This window comes from Pelagerythrobacter aerophilus (assembly GCF_003581645.1).
Taxonomy (GTDB): domain Bacteria; phylum Pseudomonadota; class Alphaproteobacteria; order Sphingomonadales; family Sphingomonadaceae; genus Pelagerythrobacter; species Pelagerythrobacter aerophilus.
Window position 1 is genome coordinate 497,890 of sequence record NZ_QXFK01000019.1, and the last position, 16,791, is coordinate 514,680.

Annotated in this window: 19 protein-coding genes; 9 read left to right on the forward strand and 10 right to left on the reverse strand. The window is 68.8% G+C overall.

What is annotated here, in order from left to right:
- Positions 1–32: 32 nt before the first annotated feature.
- The 3 genes from D2V04_RS16205 (at position 33) to D2V04_RS16215 (ending at position 3,641) form a co-directional block, all read left to right on the forward strand.
- A complete protein-coding gene (locus tag D2V04_RS16205; protein ID WP_119514734.1) occupies positions 33–1,184 on the forward strand; it encodes a trans-sulfuration enzyme family protein in 1,152 nt (383 codons plus the stop codon).
- Positions 1,181–2,605: a Na+/H+ antiporter NhaC family protein gene (locus D2V04_RS16210; RefSeq protein ID WP_119514735.1), complete on the forward strand. Its 1,425-nt coding sequence runs from the start codon at positions 1,181–1,183 to the stop codon at positions 2,603–2,605. Before D2V04_RS16205 ends, D2V04_RS16210 begins: the two co-directional genes overlap by 4 nt.
- A 61-nt stretch (positions 2,606–2,666) precedes the next feature.
- Complete coding sequence (locus D2V04_RS16215; protein WP_119514736.1) at positions 2,667–3,641, forward strand: NAD(P)H-dependent flavin oxidoreductase; 975 nt, start codon at positions 2,667–2,669, stop codon at positions 3,639–3,641.
- Positions 3,642–3,645: 4 nt separating this feature from the next.
- Here the strand turns inward: D2V04_RS16215 and D2V04_RS16220 are convergent, their stop codons facing one another.
- From D2V04_RS16220 to D2V04_RS16240, 5 genes are all read right to left on the reverse strand, one after another.
- A complete protein-coding gene (locus tag D2V04_RS16220) occupies positions 3,646–4,194 on the reverse strand; it encodes a DUF924 family protein (protein WP_119514737.1) in 549 nt (182 codons plus the stop codon).
- An 8-nt stretch (positions 4,195–4,202) separates the two neighbouring features.
- Positions 4,203–4,601 (reverse strand): hypothetical protein, encoded by a 399-nt coding sequence (locus D2V04_RS16225; RefSeq protein WP_119514738.1) that lies wholly within the window; start codon positions 4,599–4,601, stop codon positions 4,203–4,205.
- Between the two features lie 3 nt (positions 4,602–4,604).
- Positions 4,605–5,033 carry a hypothetical protein gene (locus D2V04_RS16230; protein WP_119514739.1) on the reverse strand — a complete coding sequence of 143 codons (429 nt, stop codon included), beginning with the start codon at positions 5,031–5,033 and terminating at the stop codon, positions 4,605–4,607.
- 56 nt (positions 5,034–5,089) lie between these two features.
- A complete protein-coding gene (gene tldD, locus D2V04_RS16235; protein ID WP_119514740.1) occupies positions 5,090–6,529 on the reverse strand; it encodes a metalloprotease TldD in 1,440 nt (479 codons plus the stop codon).
- Between the two features lie 63 nt (positions 6,530–6,592).
- On the reverse strand, positions 6,593–6,853 hold the full coding sequence (locus D2V04_RS16240; protein WP_119514741.1) for a zinc-finger domain-containing protein: 261 nt from the start codon (positions 6,851–6,853) through the stop codon (positions 6,593–6,595).
- 97 nt (positions 6,854–6,950) lie between these two features.
- Between D2V04_RS16240 and D2V04_RS16245 the strand changes: the two genes are divergently transcribed.
- Positions 6,951–7,898: an ABC transporter ATP-binding protein gene (locus D2V04_RS16245; protein WP_119514742.1), complete on the forward strand. Its 948-nt coding sequence runs from the start codon at positions 6,951–6,953 to the stop codon at positions 7,896–7,898.
- 6 nt (positions 7,899–7,904) lie between these two features.
- Here D2V04_RS16245 and D2V04_RS16250 read toward each other — a convergent pair whose 3' ends face one another.
- From D2V04_RS16250 to D2V04_RS16260, 3 genes are read right to left on the reverse strand one after another with little or no spacing between them, the layout of a single operon-like run.
- Complete coding sequence (locus D2V04_RS16250; RefSeq protein WP_119514743.1) at positions 7,905–8,102, reverse strand: hypothetical protein; 198 nt, start codon at positions 8,100–8,102, stop codon at positions 7,905–7,907.
- A gap of 36 nt (positions 8,103–8,138) precedes the next feature.
- The gene (locus D2V04_RS16255) at positions 8,139–9,053 is read right to left on the reverse strand and encodes an alpha/beta hydrolase family esterase (RefSeq protein WP_119514744.1); all 915 of its coding nucleotides are present in this window, start codon (positions 9,051–9,053) and stop codon (positions 8,139–8,141) included.
- A gap of 4 nt (positions 9,054–9,057) precedes the next feature.
- The gene (locus D2V04_RS16260; RefSeq protein WP_119514745.1) at positions 9,058–9,882 is read right to left on the reverse strand and encodes an endonuclease/exonuclease/phosphatase family protein; all 825 of its coding nucleotides are present in this window, start codon (positions 9,880–9,882) and stop codon (positions 9,058–9,060) included.
- 74 nt (positions 9,883–9,956) lie between these two features.
- Between D2V04_RS16260 and nadB the strand changes: the two genes are divergently transcribed.
- The 5 genes from nadB to D2V04_RS16285 all read left to right on the forward strand — a co-directional run bounded on the left by nadB (position 9,957) and on the right by D2V04_RS16285 (position 15,911).
- Positions 9,957–11,534 carry an L-aspartate oxidase gene (gene nadB, locus D2V04_RS16265; RefSeq protein WP_119514924.1) on the forward strand — a complete coding sequence of 526 codons (1,578 nt, stop codon included), beginning with the start codon at positions 9,957–9,959 and terminating at the stop codon, positions 11,532–11,534.
- 179 nt (positions 11,535–11,713) lie between these two features.
- Positions 11,714–12,607: an alpha/beta fold hydrolase gene (locus D2V04_RS16270; protein WP_119514746.1), complete on the forward strand. Its 894-nt coding sequence runs from the start codon at positions 11,714–11,716 to the stop codon at positions 12,605–12,607.
- A gap of 490 nt (positions 12,608–13,097) precedes the next feature.
- Positions 13,098–15,140 carry a ribonucleoside-diphosphate reductase subunit alpha gene (locus tag D2V04_RS16275; RefSeq protein ID WP_119514747.1) on the forward strand — a complete coding sequence of 681 codons (2,043 nt, stop codon included), beginning with the start codon at positions 13,098–13,100 and terminating at the stop codon, positions 15,138–15,140.
- Between the two features lie 67 nt (positions 15,141–15,207).
- Positions 15,208–15,570, forward strand: coding sequence for an endonuclease domain-containing protein (locus tag D2V04_RS16280; RefSeq protein WP_119514748.1), 363 nt, complete (start codon positions 15,208–15,210; stop codon positions 15,568–15,570).
- The gene (locus D2V04_RS16285) at positions 15,567–15,911 is read left to right on the forward strand and encodes a hypothetical protein (protein WP_228766495.1); all 345 of its coding nucleotides are present in this window, start codon (positions 15,567–15,569) and stop codon (positions 15,909–15,911) included. The genes D2V04_RS16280 and D2V04_RS16285 overlap by 4 nt, the downstream gene beginning before the upstream one ends.
- Positions 15,912–16,002: 91 nt before the next feature.
- Here the strand turns inward: D2V04_RS16285 and D2V04_RS16290 are convergent, their stop codons facing one another.
- Together D2V04_RS16290 and D2V04_RS16295 are read right to left on the reverse strand one after the other, a co-directional pair.
- On the reverse strand, positions 16,003–16,242 hold the full coding sequence (locus tag D2V04_RS16290; RefSeq protein WP_119514749.1) for a DUF2171 domain-containing protein: 240 nt from the start codon (positions 16,240–16,242) through the stop codon (positions 16,003–16,005).
- A 107-nt stretch (positions 16,243–16,349) separates the two neighbouring features.
- Positions 16,350–16,604, reverse strand: coding sequence for a hypothetical protein (locus tag D2V04_RS16295; RefSeq protein ID WP_119514750.1), 255 nt, complete (start codon positions 16,602–16,604; stop codon positions 16,350–16,352).
- Positions 16,605–16,791 lie beyond the last annotated feature (187 nt).

Consider the following 16,791-nt stretch of genomic DNA (forward strand, 5'->3'; position numbering starts at 1 on the left):
GGCTTGCAAGAGGTGATGGGAGTTTGGCGCCGATGAATCCGATCGATGCGGACGATGCGCTGATCTGTCTGCGCGCCGGCGATGCCGCTGGGGCCGTCATGCCGCCGATCGTGCAGGCCTCGCTGTTCCGCTTCGAAACGCTCGAGGAACTGCACGGCGCGCAGGCGCGCGAGAACGAGGTCTGCGTCTATTCGCGCGGCACCAATCCGACCGTGCGTGAGCTGGAGGAGACGCTCGCGCGGCTCGAGGGTGCCGAAGCCGCGAAGTGCTTCGCCAGCGGCATGGGCGCGATCTCGGCCACGCTCTTCGCACTGCTCGCCGAGGGCGATCACGTGCTGTTCTGCGGCGACATCTACGGCCCGACGATCGAGTTCGCCCAGCGGCTGGAGGACTACGGCGTCACGCATAGCCGGTGCTTCGCCGCCGGAATCGACGAGATCGAAGCGGCGCTGACGCCCGCGACGAAGATGATCTACTTCGAAAGCCCCGGTTCGATGCGCTTCGAGCTGCTGCCGATCGCGCAAATCTGCGCCCTCGCCAAACGGCGCGGTATCCTGACCGTGGCCGACAACACCGTCGCGACGCCGCTGCTGCAGAAGCCGCTCGCGATGGGCTGCGACCTCGTGCTCCATTCGCTGACCAAGTACGTCGGCGGGCATTCGGACACGCTCGGCGGCGCGCTCGCGGGCTCGGCCGAGCTCGTCGAGCGCGTGTTCCGGCGCGGCTACATGCTGATGGGCGCGGTGATGGCGCCGTTCGACGCCTGGCTGCTCCTGCGCGGACTGGCGACATTGCCCGCCCGGCTGGCGCAGCAGCAAGCCGACGCGTTCGCCGTCGCGCGCTTCCTCGCGGGTCATCCGAAGGTCCGCCGGGTGTTCCATCCGGCGCTGGCCGAAGGCGCGCAGGCGGCGCTGTTCGCGCGGCAGATGCGCGGCCATTCGGGCCTGCTCTCCGCCGAGTTCGACCTGCCCGACCACGCCGCCACGCTCGCGCTCGGCAACCGCCTGCGCCTGTTCGGCAAGGCGATAAGCTGGGGCGGCGTCGAAAGCCTGGTGTCGAGCGCGCACAGGACCGATCCGGGGCCGGATCACGACGGCCGCATGCCGCGCACGCTGCTGCGCTTCTCGGTCGGACTGGAAGGCGCCGAGGCCCTGATCGCCGATCTGGAGCAGGCACTGGCATGAGCGACATCGAACGGACCGAGCGGGCGCCGCTGCCGCTGGCTCTCGCGCTGGCGCCGATCGCCGCGCTGTTCGCAGCCGGGGTCGGCGGCGCGGCGGTGTTCGGCTTCGGCGGCGAACCCTTGCTGCTGGCGCTGCTCTTCGCCGCGGCGGTCGCGGCGGCCATCGCGCGGGCGCGCGGGCATGGCTGGGCGGAGGTCCAGGCCGCGGCCGGGCGGCTGCTGGCCGAGGCGCTGCCGGCGGTGCTGATCCTGCTTAGCATCGGCGCATTGCTGGGAAGCTGGATGTTCGCAGGCACGATCCCGCTGCTGGTCGTGCTCGGGATCGATCTCATCAGCCCGCAGTGGATGGCGCTGACGGCTTTCCTCGCGACGGCGGTCATGTCGGTCGTCTCGGGGACTTCGTGGGGCTCGGCGGGCACGATCGGCGTCGCACTGATGGGCGCGGCCGAGGCCATGGGCCTGCCGCTCGCACCGGTCGCCGGCGCGGTCGTCTCGGGCGCCTATTTCGGCGACAAGCTCTCGCCGATTTCGGACATGACCAACATCACCGCGATCGGCGCCGGGGCGGAGCTCTACGCGCATATTCGGAACATGCTGCCGACCAGCCTGCCGCCCGCGCTGATCGCGATCGCCGCCTTCGCGCTGTTCGCGCCCGGGGCGGAGCTGGCCGGCGCGAATCCGGCGGCGGCGATCCGCACCGAGCTGGTCGGTCTCTTCGCGCCCGGCCTCTGGGCTGCCCTGCCGCTCGCGGTTGCCGTCGGCGGGATCGCGCTGCGCTACCCGCCGGCGCCGGTGATCATCGCCTCGGCCCTGGTGGCGCTCGTCATCGGGGTAACGGTCAACGGCTTTCCCGCCGCTGCGGGCGTGCACGCGTTCGTCGCCGGCTTCGCGCTCGATCAGGTCGCGCCGGGCGCCGCGGTGAGCGAGCAATTGACCGGCCTGGTCGAGCGCGGCGGCCTCTATGCCATGGCGCCGACGCTGGTCTTCATCCTGGCCGCCTTCCTGCTGGCCGCGGGCATGGAAGTGTCCGGCGCGCTCGATACGCTGCTCGCCCGACTGCTGGGCGCCGTGCGCGGTGCCTTCGGGCTGGTCGCGGCGACCATGGCGGCGGGCGCGACGATGGTCGGGATGACGAGCCACGGCGGCGTCACCTCGCTCGTCGTCGGGGGCCTGTTCCGCCCGTCCTACGCCGAGCGCGATCTCGCGCCGGAGAATCTCGGCCGCGCGCTGGCCGACTCGGTCACGATCACCGAACCGCTGATGCCCTGGACCGTCTCCGGCCTGTTCATGGCCTCTACTCTCGGCGTCGCGACTCTCGCCTACGCGCCCTGGGCGGTGTTCTGCTGGCTCGGCCCGGTCTTCAGCCTCCTGATGGCCCTGCGCTTCCGCCTGACGGGCAAGGGGCTGAAGCCCGCCGCCTGACTTGCCACCTGCCACGATTTGCGACAGTCCCGTCCGGCGCAAGAGGACGGGAGGACGCACGATGAAAACCGCGATTACCGAGATGTTCGGAATCGAGCATCCGATCATCCAGGGCGGGATGCACTTCGTCGGCCTGGCGGAGATGACGGCGGCGGTGTCGAATGCGGGCGGGCTCGGGATCATCACCGGGCTCACGCAGAAGACGCCGGGCGACCTTGCGAACGAGATCGCGCGCTGCCGGGACATGACCGACAAGCCGTTCGGCGTGAACCTGACGTTCCTGCCCACGGTCAACGCGCCCGATTATCCGGGCTACGTCCGCGCGATCATCGAAGGCGGGGTCACGGTGGTCGAGACCGCCGGCAACAACCCGCAGGCCGTGCTGCCGTACCTCAAGGACGCGGGGATCCGGGTGATCCACAAGTGCACCAGCGTGCGCCATGCGCTGAAGGCGCAGTCGATTGGATGCGACGCGGTCTCGGTCGACGGGTTCGAGTGCGGCGGCCATCCGGGGGAGGACGACGTGCCCAACTTCATCCTCCTGCCCCGCGCGGCGGACGAGCTGGAAATCCCGTTCGTCTCCAGCGGCGGCATGGCCGACGGGCGCAGCCTTATCGCCAGCCTCGCGTTCGGCGCGGCCGGCATGAACATGGGCACGCGCTTCATCGCGACCCGGGAAGCGCCGGTGCACGACAATGTGAAGCAGGCGATCCTCGCCGCGAGCGAACTCGACACGCGGCTCGTCATGCGCCCGCTGCGCAACACCGAGCGGGTGCTCAACAACGCCGCGGTCGAGCGGCTGCTGGAGAAGGAGCGCGAACTCGGCGCGAACCTCAAGTTCGAGGACATCATCGAGGAAGTCGCCGGCGTGTACCCCTCGATCATGCGCGAGGGCGAGATGGATCGCGGCGCGTGGAGCTGCGGCATGGTCGCCGGGCTCGTCTACGACATCCCGACGTGCCAGGAACTGATCGAGAGGATCATGCGCCAGGCCAACGAGATCATCGACCGGATGGACGCGCTGCGCCGCGCCTGAGGCGCTACCAGGCGAAGCCCCGCGCCACCGCGCGCTCCTCCGCCGGCGTCGAGCGGCGGCCGAGCACCGGGTTGCGGTGCGGGAAGCGCCCGAAGCGAGCGATCATCCGGTGATGGCTGACGGCGAACGTGCGATTCTCCGGCTCGCACGCGAAGAAGCGCAGCGAGGCGAGCTGGTCGGCGATCGCCTCGCTGTGCATCAGCGGCATGCCGGTGAACGCGCGCATTTTCCGCGGCACGCGCTCGTGCCAGCCGCGCGCAATCATCCCCTTGGCGATGGCAAGCGAGAGCCCGTCGGAGGCGAAGGCGCGCGGATCGCTGCGGAAGATATTGCGCGGCACCTGATCGAACAGCAGCACCGCCGCCTGCGCGGTCAGCGGATCGCTCAGGAACTCATGCGCCGGCCGATGCCGCAGCGCCTGCCATTCGCCCGCGAAGCGGCGGCGCAGCAGCGCGTCGACCTCGGCGCCGCCACCGAACCAGTCGGTGGGACCGAGAGTATGAAACCAGAGATGCAGCAGATCCGCCGCCCAGCGGCGCGGGGCGGCGGTCATGCGTCAGGTCAGCCTTCGACCTTCTTGTAGGGGACGAAATCGCCGAGGAAGATATTGCCGGTGTAGAACCCGCCCGTGCGATCGAAGGTCGTCACGATATCGGAGCGGCAGAGCTGATTGCTGGTCCGGCGGATTTTCATCGCATCGTCGTCGTCGAGCGATTCGGGATGCTGCGGGATGTTCACGTAAAGCGTGCTGCCGCGCTCGATCACGATCGCCGTGCCGTCGATGATGCGCATATTCGTGCTCGGGAAAGTCTGGACGCAGTTCTGCGGTTCGCCCGCCACGCGGCCTTCGAGCAGCTTGGCGAGTTCGGCCTCGCCCTTGGGCTTGGCTTCCTCGGCCGCGGCCGGCCCCGCGAACAGGGCACCGGCGGCGATGGCGGCAATGAGAGTTGCTGTTTTCATCGGTCAGCCTCCTTCGGCGGCCTTCTGATCGTCCGCCTTCGTGTATGGGACGAAGTCACCGAGCGCCAACCTTGGTCCGGGTATCGTGCCGCTGCCGAGGCGATCGCGCAGTTCGACCTGATCGAGTCGGCAGAGCTGCGAGCTGAACTGGTGGAACACCGGCAGGTCGCTGCGCGAGAGAAACTGCGCGCCGGCCGGTCGGTTCACCCACAGCGTGCCGCCGTCGCGGAACACGATCGCGGTGCCGTCCACGATCTGAATCGAGTCGCGCTGCGACTCGTTCAGGCAATTGGCCGGCTCGCCGGCCACGCGCCCTTCCAGAATTTCAGCGAGCTTCGCCTCGCCGCGCGCCGGCTCCTCCGCGGAAGCGGAAACCGCGCCGGCGAGCGCAAGCGACGCCAGCAGGAGCGAGATGGACTTCGTACCAATCATGTCCCGCGTTATAGCACAGCAGGCGTGAATGCACGATGAGCGGCGGCGTAGCTGCGTCAGGCCGTTCCGCCGACGGTGAGCCGGTCGACGAGCAGCGTCGGCTGGCCCACGCCGGCGGGCACGCTCTGCCCGCCCTTGCCGCACACGCCCACGCCTTCGTCGAGCGCGAGATCGTTGCCGATGCCGGAAACGCGGGTCAACACGCTCGGCCCGTCGCCGATCAGCGTCGCGCCCTTGATCGGCGCGCCGATCACGCCGTTCTCGACCTTGTAGGCCTCGGTGCAGGAGAACACGAACTTGCCCGAGACGATGTCGACCTGCCCGCCGCCGAAGCTCTTGGCATAGATGCCGTTCTTCACTCGGCCGAGCAGTTCGGCCGGATCGTCGCTGCCGGCCCGCATGAAGGTGTTGGTCATGCGCGGCATCGGCGCGTGCTGATAGCTCTCGCGGCGGCCGTTGCCGGTCGCCTCGACACCCATCAGCCGCGCGTTGAGCCGGTCCTGCATATAGCCCTTGAGAATGCCGTCCTCGATCAGCACGGTCTCGGCCGTCGGCGTGCCTTCGTCGTCGATCGAGAGCGAGCCGCGCCGGTCGCGGATCGAGCCGTCGTCGACCACCGTCACGCCGGGCGCGGCGACGCGCTCCCCGATGCGGCCGGAAAAGGCGCTCGTGCCCTTGCGGTTGAAATCGCCCTCGAGCCCGTGGCCGACCGCCTCGTGCAGCAGCACGCCGGGCCAGCCGGGGCCGAGCAGAACGGTCATCTCGCCTGCCGGGGCGTCCACGCTGTCGAGGTTGACCAGCGCCTGGCGCACCGCCTCGTCCACCGCCCGGCCCCATCCGGCGGGCTCGAACAGCGGATCGTAGAGATAGCGCCCGCCGAAACCGAAGCTGCCGCGCTCGCGCCGGCCATTCGCCTCGGCGACCACGCCGACGTTGAGCCGCACCAGCGGCCGCACGTCGGTCGCGACGAAGCCGTCGGGCCGGACGATCTCGACCACGCTCCAGCTCGCCAGCAGGCTGGCATTGACCTGCACCACACGCGAATCGCGCGCGCGGGCGGCGGCATCGATCGCCTGCAGCAGCGCGACCTTCTCGGCAAAGGGCACGGCGTCGAGCGGATTGTCGGCGGTATAGAGGTGGCGGTTGCTTCGGCGCGGCGGCGCGGCAAGCGGGCTTGCGGTGGGATCGAGCAGTTGCAGCGTCTCGCCGGCCCGGCGGATCGCCGCTTCGCTGATCTCGTTGGCATGGGCGAAGCCGGTCGTCTCGCCTGAGACGCCGCGCAGGCCGAAGCCCGAATCGCGCGCATAGTCGGCGGTCCTGAGCCGCCCGTCCTCGAACGCCAGCGCCTCGCGCGCGGTATATTGCAGGTAGAGTTCGCCGTCGTCGCAGCTCTTGAGTAGCTCGGCCGCGAGCGCGGGTGCGCGTTCGGGGTCGAGCCTGCCTTCGCCGTAGAGAAAGGTGCGTGGATCGGCTCGGAGGTCGGCTGATAGGGTCATGGCATGCGATATAGGCACGCCCGCGCGAATGTCAGCCGCAACCCGTCAGCGGTGGCAAGGCCGTCAGCGGTGGCCGGGGTCGCTGCCGGCGGAGATGTCCTCCAGCGCGGCCTGCGCGGCGCCGTCGGCCGGTCCGCCACGCAGCACGAAACGGCGGTCGCAATAGCCGCAGTCGACGTAGCCGTGCTCGTCGATCTCCAGCCAGACGCGGGGATGGCCGAGCGCGGAGGGGCGATAGCGGTCGCCGCCGCGGATGGCTTGCGCGCCGTCGCACTTGACGCGGCGATGGTCGACCAGGGTCACTTCGGGCGGTGGAATGTCCATGGGCCCGCCGATAATCCGAAGCGCGCCCGCGTGCAACTGCGCCCTGCGGGGCCTCACACCCTTTACGGATCGCCCGCCGGACGCCAAGTGGGGCGCCATGACGACCGCCCCCGCTGCCGAACCCGCAATCGCCATCCGCGATCTGACCAAACGCTACGCCGGGGAGAAGGGCGAGCCGGGCAAGCTCGCGCTCGACGGGGTCAGCTTCGACGTGCCGCAGGGGCAGATCTTCGGTCTCCTCGGCCCCAACGGGGCGGGCAAGTCGACGCTGATCAATATCCTCGCCGGGCTGGTGCGGAAGACCGGCGGCAGCGCCGAGATCTGGGGCTTCGACATCGACCGGAACCCGCGCAACGCCAAGCGGATGATCGGCATCGTCCCGCAGGAAATCGTCTTCGACCCGTTCTTCACCCCGTTCGAAGTGCTCGAGAATCAGGGCGGCTTCTACGGCATCGGCAAGCGCGACCGGCGCAGCGAGGAACTGCTCGCCGCCGTGCACCTGGCGGACAAGCGCGACGCCTATGCACGCACGTTGTCGGGCGGGATGAAGCGGCGGCTGCTGATCGCCAAGGCGATGGTCCACTCGCCGCCGATCCTGGTGCTCGACGAACCGACCGCCGGGGTCGACGTCGAGCTGCGGCGGCAGCTGTGGGAACTGGTGACCGATCTCAACCGGCGGGGCGTCACCGTGGTGCTGACGACCCACTATCTCGAGGAAGCCGAGCAGCTCTGCGACCGGATCGCGATCATCAATCACGGCAAGCTGATCGCCAACAAGCCGACCCGCGAGCTGGTCGGCATGGCGCGCGAGAAGATCGTGCGGGTGACGCTCGACAAGGATCTCGCCGGACCGCCGATGGAGGAGGGCTTCGTCAAGGCCGAGGCGCTCGATCCACGCACGCTCGAGATCACGTACGACCGCGACAAGGCGAGCGCCGGGCAGGTGCTCGCGCGCATCCAGTCGCACGGCTATGCGATCGAGGACGTGACCACGCGCGAGCCCGATCTGGAGGACGTGTTCGTCCAGCTCACCGCCGCGCGCTGAGGCCGGCTAGGGCGTCGCCGCGCGGCGGAAGCGCTTGGCGGCCGCCAGCGCCTGATCCTTCGAATCCTCGTCGCAATCGGCGTCGGCAAGCTGCTCGATTTCCGCCGCGGCGCGGTTCAGCAGGCGCTGCATGATCGCCTTGTCATGCTCGGCCTCGTCGCGCTCCTTGCGCAGCCGTTCCGACTTCGAATTCGAGTTTTCCATTGTCCCCTGCCCCCTTGCCGCGATTCGGGCCGTATCTCAGCGGCGATGACGCCAGAAGAAATACCACATCGCCTCGTTGTCGGCGACCCATTCGTGACCGCGCCCCTCGGTCACTTGGCCGATCACCTGCACGCGGCCGCGGCATCGGTCGTAGCGCTGCTCCTCGACCGTTTCGGACAGGGCAGCGGTCTCCGGCCCGGCGCGGCAATCGCCGAGTTCGGCCCAGCGGGCGAGCGCCGCATCCATCGAATACTGCCAGTATCCCGCGCCGCCGCCGGCGACCGGATTGACCGTGTCGGTCTCCCCGGCGAACGCCAGCACCGCCATCGGGTTTTCAGGGTGGCACGTCGCCGGGTCGGGGCGCTGCGGATCGGAGGCGAGCGGATTGCCCGCGCGCAAACCCACGACCGGCGCGATCGCCGCGAAACGGTCGGAGGCGACGCAGCCCAGCCATGAGGTCATCCGCCCGCCGCCCGAGAGCCCGGTCGCATAGACCCGCTCGCGATCGATGCAGCCGCTGTCCGCCAGCCAGTCGATCGCGGCGGTGAGGAAGACGACGTCGTCCGGATCGTCGGCGGTCGGAATCTCGCCGGTGATCGTCGGCACGCCGGGGATGTTCCACACGAAGCCCTTGTCGACCGGAATGCCCGCGTCGGGCGCGGCGAGCAGAAAGCCGTGATGGTCCGAGGTCGCGGCGAGGCCAGAGTTCTCGAGAATGCCCGCCCCCGTACCGCCGCTGCCGTGGAGCAGGAAGACCAGCGGCAGGTCGTGAATGCGGCGCACGCCGACGGGGACGTGAACGAGCATCGCCCGCCCGGTCTCGCCCACCGTGACGCGCTGGGTCGTACCGGGCGCGCCGATCGCGCAGACAGGCGCGGCGGCGGCGGGCTGCGCGAGAGCGGCGAGGCCGAGAAGGAAGGCCAGGCAGGCGGCAAAGCGGGCAAGCGTCATCGGATCAGCGCCTCGTCAGGGTTGCGGCGACGCCGAAGTGGTCGGACGGGTACTCGCCGTCTACCGCCCGGTCCCCGATCACGCGGGCATCGGCGACGGCAAAGGCGGAGCGCTCGGCGAAGATATGGTCGATCACCCGCGGCTCGTGCCCGCGCGCCGGGTTCAGCGTGGTCTCGGCTGCGCCGGGCGGGAGCGCGGTCTCGAACCGCGGCGGGCCCATCGCCTTCAGGCCCGGATCGTCGAGCGGCGCGTTGAAATCTCCCATCACGATCAGCGGCGTGCCGTCGTCGGGCAGCCAGGCGAGCAGGTCGGCAAGCTGCTGCGCGCGCACCGGGCCCTGGTCGGGCTTCCACGCGAGATGCGTGCCGACCACGTCGACTGGCCCGGCCTCGGTCTGCACCCGGACGCGGATCGCGGTGCGGTAGTCGGACAGCGGCTCCAGCTTGCGCCGCGCGACCTCGATCACCGGCAGCCGGGTGAGGATCGCATTGCCGTAGCGCTTGGGCGCGCCCTCCGGCTCGACGGCGACGAAGTGCACTTCGGGATAGCCGAGCTCGGCCGCGATCGTGTCGGCCTGGTTGGGCAGGCCCTTGCCCGCGTCCCCGAGCACTTCCTGCAGCGCGATCACGTCGGCATCGACCGCGCGCAGAGCATCGGCGAGCAGCCCCAGCCGCACCGGCCAGTTGCCGCCCGCGTCGTGCCAGATGTTGAACGTCGCGACCCGCAGGCGTCCTGTCGCCCCGCCCGCAAGGCCCGGCGCGCAGGCGCTGAGCGGAAGCGCCGCCATCCCGGCGAGCACCGCGCGGCGGCCAAATCCTGCTTCACCCATGGCGATGATTCCTCTTCACGCCCCTCATCGAATCCTCTCTGTCGCCCCGCCGCGCGCTGTGCAACAGAGGCGTGATGAACGATACCGATATCATCGTCATCGGCTCGGGCGCAGCCGGGCTCAGTGCGGCGCTCGCTCTGGCGGAAACCCGGAAAGTGCTGGTCCTCGCCAAGGGTTCGCTGACCGGCGGCAGCACCGCCTGGGCGCAGGGCGGGATCGCCGCCGTGCTCGACGCCGGCGACACGTTCGAGAACCACATTCACGACACGATGGTCGCGGGCGCTGGCCTCAATCGGCGCGAGACGGTCGAGTTCGTGATCGAGCGCGCCCCGCACGCGATCGACCGGCTGGTCGAGCTCGGCGTGCCGTTCAACCGCGAGAGCGGCGACCTGCACCTGACCCGCGAGGGCGGCCACTCGCACCGCCGGATCGTCCACGTCGACGACGCGACCGGCTGGGCGGTGCAGGAGGCGCTGCTCAAGGCGGCCGAGGCGCATCCCAACGTCACGCTCCTGCCCGGCCAGGCCTGCATCGATCTGATCACCGGGCGCAACCAGCAGACCTTTTCCGGCTCGGGCCGCGTCTGGGGCGTCTATGCGCTCGACGAGGCGAGCGGCAAGGTCGTCGCCCATGTCGCCCGCGCGACCGTGCTCGCGACCGGCGGAGCGGGCCGCGTCTACCAGTTCTCGACCGCCCCGCGCGGCGCGACCGGCGACGGCATCGCCATGGCCTGGCGCGCCGGCAGCCGGGTCGCGAACATGGAGATGATGCAGTTCCACCCGACCTGCCTCTACAATCTCGAGGTCAAGAACTTCCTCATTACCGAGGCGGTGCGCGGCGAAGGCGGCCACCTGCTCCACCCGGAGACCGGGCACCGCTACATGCCCGATTACGACCCGCGCGCCGAACTCGCCCCGCGCGACATCGTCGCCCGGGCGAACGACGACCAGATCAAGCGCTACGGCCTCGACTGCGTCCATCTCGACATCAGCCACCGGCCGCCCGAATTCGTGCGCCAGCACTTCCCGACGATCCACGAGAAGCTGCTGGGCCTCGGCATCGACATGACCAGGGAGCCGATCCCGGTCGTGCCCGCACAGCACTACACCTGCGGCGGCATTCCGGTCGGCCTCGACGCGCGCACCGACCTGCCGGGCCTGTGGGCGGCGGGCGAATGCACCGAAAGCGGCCTCCACGGCGCCAACCGCCTGGCCTCCAACAGCCTGCTCGAATGCTTCGTCTTCGGCGAGGCGGCCGCGCGCGACATCGCCGAATGCTGGGACCAGCTCGACGACCCGCCGCCGATCCGCGAGTGGGACGAGAGCCGCGTGACCGATTCCGACGAGGAAGTCGTCATCAAGCAGAACTGGACCGAGATCCGGCGGATGATGTGGAACTACGTCGGCATCGTGCGCACCACCAAGCGCCTCGAGCGCGCGCAGCACCGGATCGAACTGCTCGCGCAGGAGATCGAGGACTACTACGGCAGCTTCCGCGTCACGACCGACCTGATCGAGCTGCGCAACCTCCACCAGTGCGCCGACCTGATCGTCCGCAGCGCCCTCAAACGCCACGAAAGCCGCGGCCTGCACTTCACGCTGGATTACCCCGAGACCCTGACGGACGCGTGCGACACCGTACTGATGCCGTGACGTTCCAGCCCCACCCCCAGCCCCTCCCGCAAGCGGGAGGGGAGCGAGACTTGGGTCTGCGCGGCAGGCCCTAGTCGCAGCGGGGTGGGCCTCGCGCAACGCAGGCAGTTTGAAGGTTGGCGCACCCGCGCTATGTCCACCCGGGCCTTTCCGCGAACGGAAGGGGAGGAGGGGGACCAATGACACAAATCACCGCCAACGGCATCACGCTGGAATACGAGGACTACGGCAACCCGGGCGATCCGCCGGTGCTGCTGGTCATGGGGCTCGGCGCGCAGCTGACCTTGTGGCCGATGGAGCTGGTCGAAGCGCTGGTGGCGCGGGGGTTCCGGGTGATCCGCTACGACAACCGCGACATCGGGCTCAGCCACAAGTTCGACGGGGTGAAGGCGCCGGGCATTGTCAAGCTCATGCTGCTCGGCCGGCTCGGGCTGACGCCGCGCGTGCCCTATACGCTGGCCGACATGGCGGCGGACGGCGTCGGGCTGCTCGACGCGCTCGGGATCGACAAGGCGCATGTGGTCGGCGCGAGCATGGGCGGGATGATCGCGCAGCACATCGCCTTCACTCACCCTGAGCGCGTGCTCTCGCTCACCTCGATCATGTCGACCACCGGCAACCGCCGCCTGCCCCCTGCACAGAAGCAGGCGATCGAGGTCCTGACCAAGCGCCCCGTCTCCGATGACGAGGACATCCTGATCGCGCACGGCATGAAAATCGCACGCACGATCGGCAGCCCCGGCTACCCGCCCGACGAGACGCGGCTGCGGGCGAACGTCACCGCCGGCGTGCGGCGCAGCTATTACCCGGAGGGGCTCTCGCGCCAGCTCGCCGCGATTCTCGCCGATGGCGACCGGCGCGCGCGGCTCAAGGGCGTGACCGCGCCGACGCTGGTGATCCACGGCGAGGACGATCCGCTGGTCCCGTTCCCGGGCGGGAAGGACACCGCCGCATCGATTCCCGGCGCCACGCTGCGGAGCTTCCCCGGCATGGGCCACGACCTGCCGCTCGAACTGGTCGAGCCGATCGCCGACGCCATCGCCGGGCATACCCGGATGGCCGCAGCAGCATGACGCCGGAGGGCCGCGCGGCGCCATGAAATTGCGCGGCCCGATTCGATTGATTCAAAGCCCCCGAATACCCACTTTCCGCATATAAATTTTTTCACGGATTCATTTTGGGGCTTGCACCGGTGCACACCCAAGGAGTTTCCACGCGTCGCGGTGTGGCACTTGGATAGGACACCGCGGTCCGCAATGGTTTCTGACCATTTAACCCCTTGCACCCGACTCGCGGGTGATTCAGTATCTAGTGGTCAGGAACGCAGGGGAACCCACTAGATCGTGTTGCCGCCGAGGATACGCCCCACAGGGGTGCAGGCGGCGGCCGGTCTCGGAAACACCCCTCGCAAGGGCCTGGCCGGGGCGGATCGGGGGATAAGTAATTCCCCCCTGTTCGTCGGGAAATGGTAGGCGGAACCAGGCTTCCGCCGAATCGAACGGAAGCGGAACATCGTGCCGTCGGCGCGATTGTCCGAATGGCGCGAGAACGGGTGGGGCGAACATGGATTTCAGAACCGGGGACGATGCGGCGATGGGACTCGATCAGACGGATGGCGTGACGCTCGAGGGTGACGAAACCCCGGCAGACGCCAAGCCCGGGAAGGCGGCGATGAAGATGGACAAGTCGGACAAGGGCAGCGAGCAGCTCGTCGCGGAAAAGGCGGGCGAGGCGATCGCCGGCGCCATGGCCGAAGCGGCCAAGGCCTCTGCCGAGCAGCACGATTCGAAGAAGATCCTCGACCGCCGGTTCGACATTACGATCGACGAATCGCGCGATGCGCTGCTGACCGAATTCGGCAAGGAAACGCTGGTCGACCGCTACCTGCTGCCGGGCGAGAAGTTCCAGGACCTGTTCGCGCGCGTCGCCGATGCCTATGCCGACGATCAGGACCACGCGCAGCGGCTCTACGACTATATCTCGAAGCTGTGGTTCATGCCGGCGACGCCGGTGCTGTCGAACGGCGGCACCAACCGCGGCCTGCCGATCTCCTGCTACCTCAACTCGGTCGAGGACAGCCTGGAAGGGATCGTCGGCACCTGGAACGAGAACGTCTGGCTCGCCAGCCGCGGCGGCGGGATCGGCACCTACTGGGGCCAGGTGCGCGGGATCGGGGAGCCGGTCGGCCTCAACGGCAAGACCAGCGGCATCATCCCGTTCGTGCGGGTGATGGACAGCCTGACGCTGGCGATCAGCCAGGGCTCGCTGCGGCGCGGCTCGGCCGCCTGCTACATCGACATCTCGCACCCGGAGATCGAGGAATTCCTCGAGATCCGCAAACCTTCTGGCGACTTCAACCGCAAGGCGCTGAACCTGCACCACGGCGTGCTGGTGAGCGACGAGTTCATGGAAGCGGTGCGCGCCGGCGAGACCTTCGATCTCGTCTCCCCGCGCGACGGCAGCGTGCGCAAGACGATCGACGCGCGCAGCCTGTTCCAGAAGCTGGTCGAGACGCGGCTTGCCACCGGCGAGCCCTACATCGTCTTCTCCGACACGGTGAACCGGATGATGCCCAAGCATCACCGCGAGCTGGGCCTCAAGGTCTCGACCTCGAACCTGTGCTCGGAAATCACTCTGCCGACCGGCCGCGATCATCTCGGCAACGATCGCACGGCGGTCTGCTGCCTGTCCTCGCTCAACCTGGAAAAGTGGGAAGAGTGGGAAGGCGACAAGCTCTTCATCGAGGACGTGATGCGTTTCCTCGACAACGTGCTGCAGGACTATATCGACCGCGCGCCGCCGGAAATGGCGCGGGCGAAGTATTCGGCCATGCGCGAACGCAGCGTCGGCATGGGCGTGATGGGCTTCCACTCCTTCCTTCAGTCGAAGGGCATCGGCTTCGAAAGCCCGATGGCGAAAGTGTGGAACCTCAAGATGTTCAAGCACGTCAACGCCAAGGCCAACGAGGCCTCGATGATGCTGGCGAAAGAGCGCGGCCCCTGCCCCGATGCCGAGGACATGGGGGCGATGGAGCGCTTCTCCTGCAAGATGGCGATCGCGCCGACCGCGTCGATCTCGATCATCTGCGGCGGCACGAGCGCCTGCATCGAGCCGATCCCGGCGAACATCTACACGCACAAGACCCTGTCGGGCTCGTTCGTGGTCAAGAACCCCTATCTCGAGAAGATCCTGCGCGAGAAGTCGAAGGATTCGACCAACGTGTGGAACTCGATCCTCGAGCGCGGCGGCTCGGTCCAGCACCTCGACTTCCTGACACCGGAGGAAAAGGCGACCTTCAAGACCAGCTTCGAGATCGACCAGCGCTGGCTGCTCGAATTCGCGGCCGACCGCACGCCCTATATCGACCAGGCGCAGAGCCTGAACCTGTTCATCCCGGCCGACGTCGACAAGTGGGACCTGATGATGCTCCACTTCCAGGCGTGGGAGAAGGGCATCAAGTCGCTCTACTACCTGCGGTCGAAGTCCGTGCAGCGCGCCGGCTTCGCCGGCGGCGTCGAGGCCGACAACACCGCGGAGGCGGCGAAATACGAGCTCATGGCCGGCGGCGAGCAAACCGACTACGAGGAATGCCTGGCCTGCCAGTGAACCTTGTCCCTCTCCCACCGGGAGAGGGAGGGAGCGCCGCAGGCGCGGAAGGGTGAGGGCCCGCGGTATGAAGATCTACCGCGACGCCCCTTCCGGCGCGGTCGATCGAGCCCGCCGCCTGCGCCGTGACATGACCGATGCGGAGCGGCTGCTCTGGCGAGGCTTGCGGAAAGCCTTTCCGGAGGCAAAGTTTCGTCGGCAGGCCCCGATGGGCCCCTACATCGCCGATTTCCTGACCTTCCAGCACAGGCTCGTGATCGAAGTCGACGGCGGCCAGCACACCGAAGCGCTCGAAGCCGATGCTCACCGAACCCGTTACATCGAAGGGGAGGGTTTCCGCGTGATCCGCTTCTGGAACAGCGAAGTGATGGACAACCTCGACGGCGTGCTCGATACGATAGCGTCGCATCTCGACGGGAGGCCTGCATGATACCTCGCATCCGCCCTCACCCTCCCACGCCGCTGCGCGGCGCGGGCCCCTCCCTCTCCCGGTGGGAGAGGGGTGCGGTCGTCGCCATCCTGCTTGCCGCCCTCTCGGCCTGCGCGTCGCAAGTCGACGCGGGCGTGTCGCAGGACCCGGGCGCGCCGGGCTTCCTCTGGGGGCTGTGGCACGGGTTCGTCTTCCCGTTCGCCTGGATCGGCTCGCTGTTCGATCCGGAGATCGCGGTCTATGCCGTGCCCAACCGCGGCGGGTGGTACGATTTCGGGTTCTTCCTCGGGATCACCGTGCTGGGCGGCGGGTCGTGGTTCGGCTCGAGGTCGCGCAAGTAAGGCCCGAATAGCAGAACCCCGGCCGCCAAGGATGGCGAACCGGGGCTCTTCGCTGCTGCCGTTGCCGGCGCAGCGGATCGCTGCCCATCCGTCAGGCGGTCGCGGCGTTCGTGCCCAGCCCCGCCGGGATGCGCGCCGTCTCCTTCAGATAGATGCGGTTGTCGTCGATCTTCTCGATATCGTCGATCGCGAGGAAGTGGTGGATGTCGTCGGCGCTGTCCGACCTGGTCAGCTTGATCGCATCGTCCTCCACTTCGTCGACCGTGCCAATGTGCTGGCCCTTGCAGTCGGCGACTTCCATGTGCTCCTTGATACGCATCTTCTCGAACATGATCGCTCTCCTTTCGGTTGGCTTTACACTTTGCCAACGGAGCGCGGCGCCGGCCCGTTCCGTCGTTGAGCGCACGCGAGGAACGGTTCGTTCGAGATGCCGCGGGATCAGACCGGCCGCTCGGCGTCGGCCTTCGCCCGGCGCGCCGGATCGTCGGAGGTTTCGCCGACCACCGGCTCGCCCGCCTGCGCCTGCCGCTCGCCGATCACGCCGGTCTTGAGGTCCTGCACCTCGCCCTCCTGCGCCCGCTTGCCGCCCTGCCGCGTCTCACCCTCGCGCGGGCCGGTGCGCTCGATGCCGCCTGGCTCGGGCCCCGGCTTGAGAGTGACGTTGCGGCTGTCGTCCGGTTCGTATTCGCCCATGGAAATTCTCCTTTCGCGAGCGACCAACGGCCGGCCGCGCCGCTGCGTTCCGGGGCCGCCCCCGGTTATCCCCACCCTATCGCCCGCGCCCGTTTTGGCGTGCCCGGCGGCGGGCATAGTGTCGTTCGCCTGACGCGCGCGCCGGGGGAGCGATTCGCGGGTGCGGGGCCTTGCCGCCTCGCGCGGT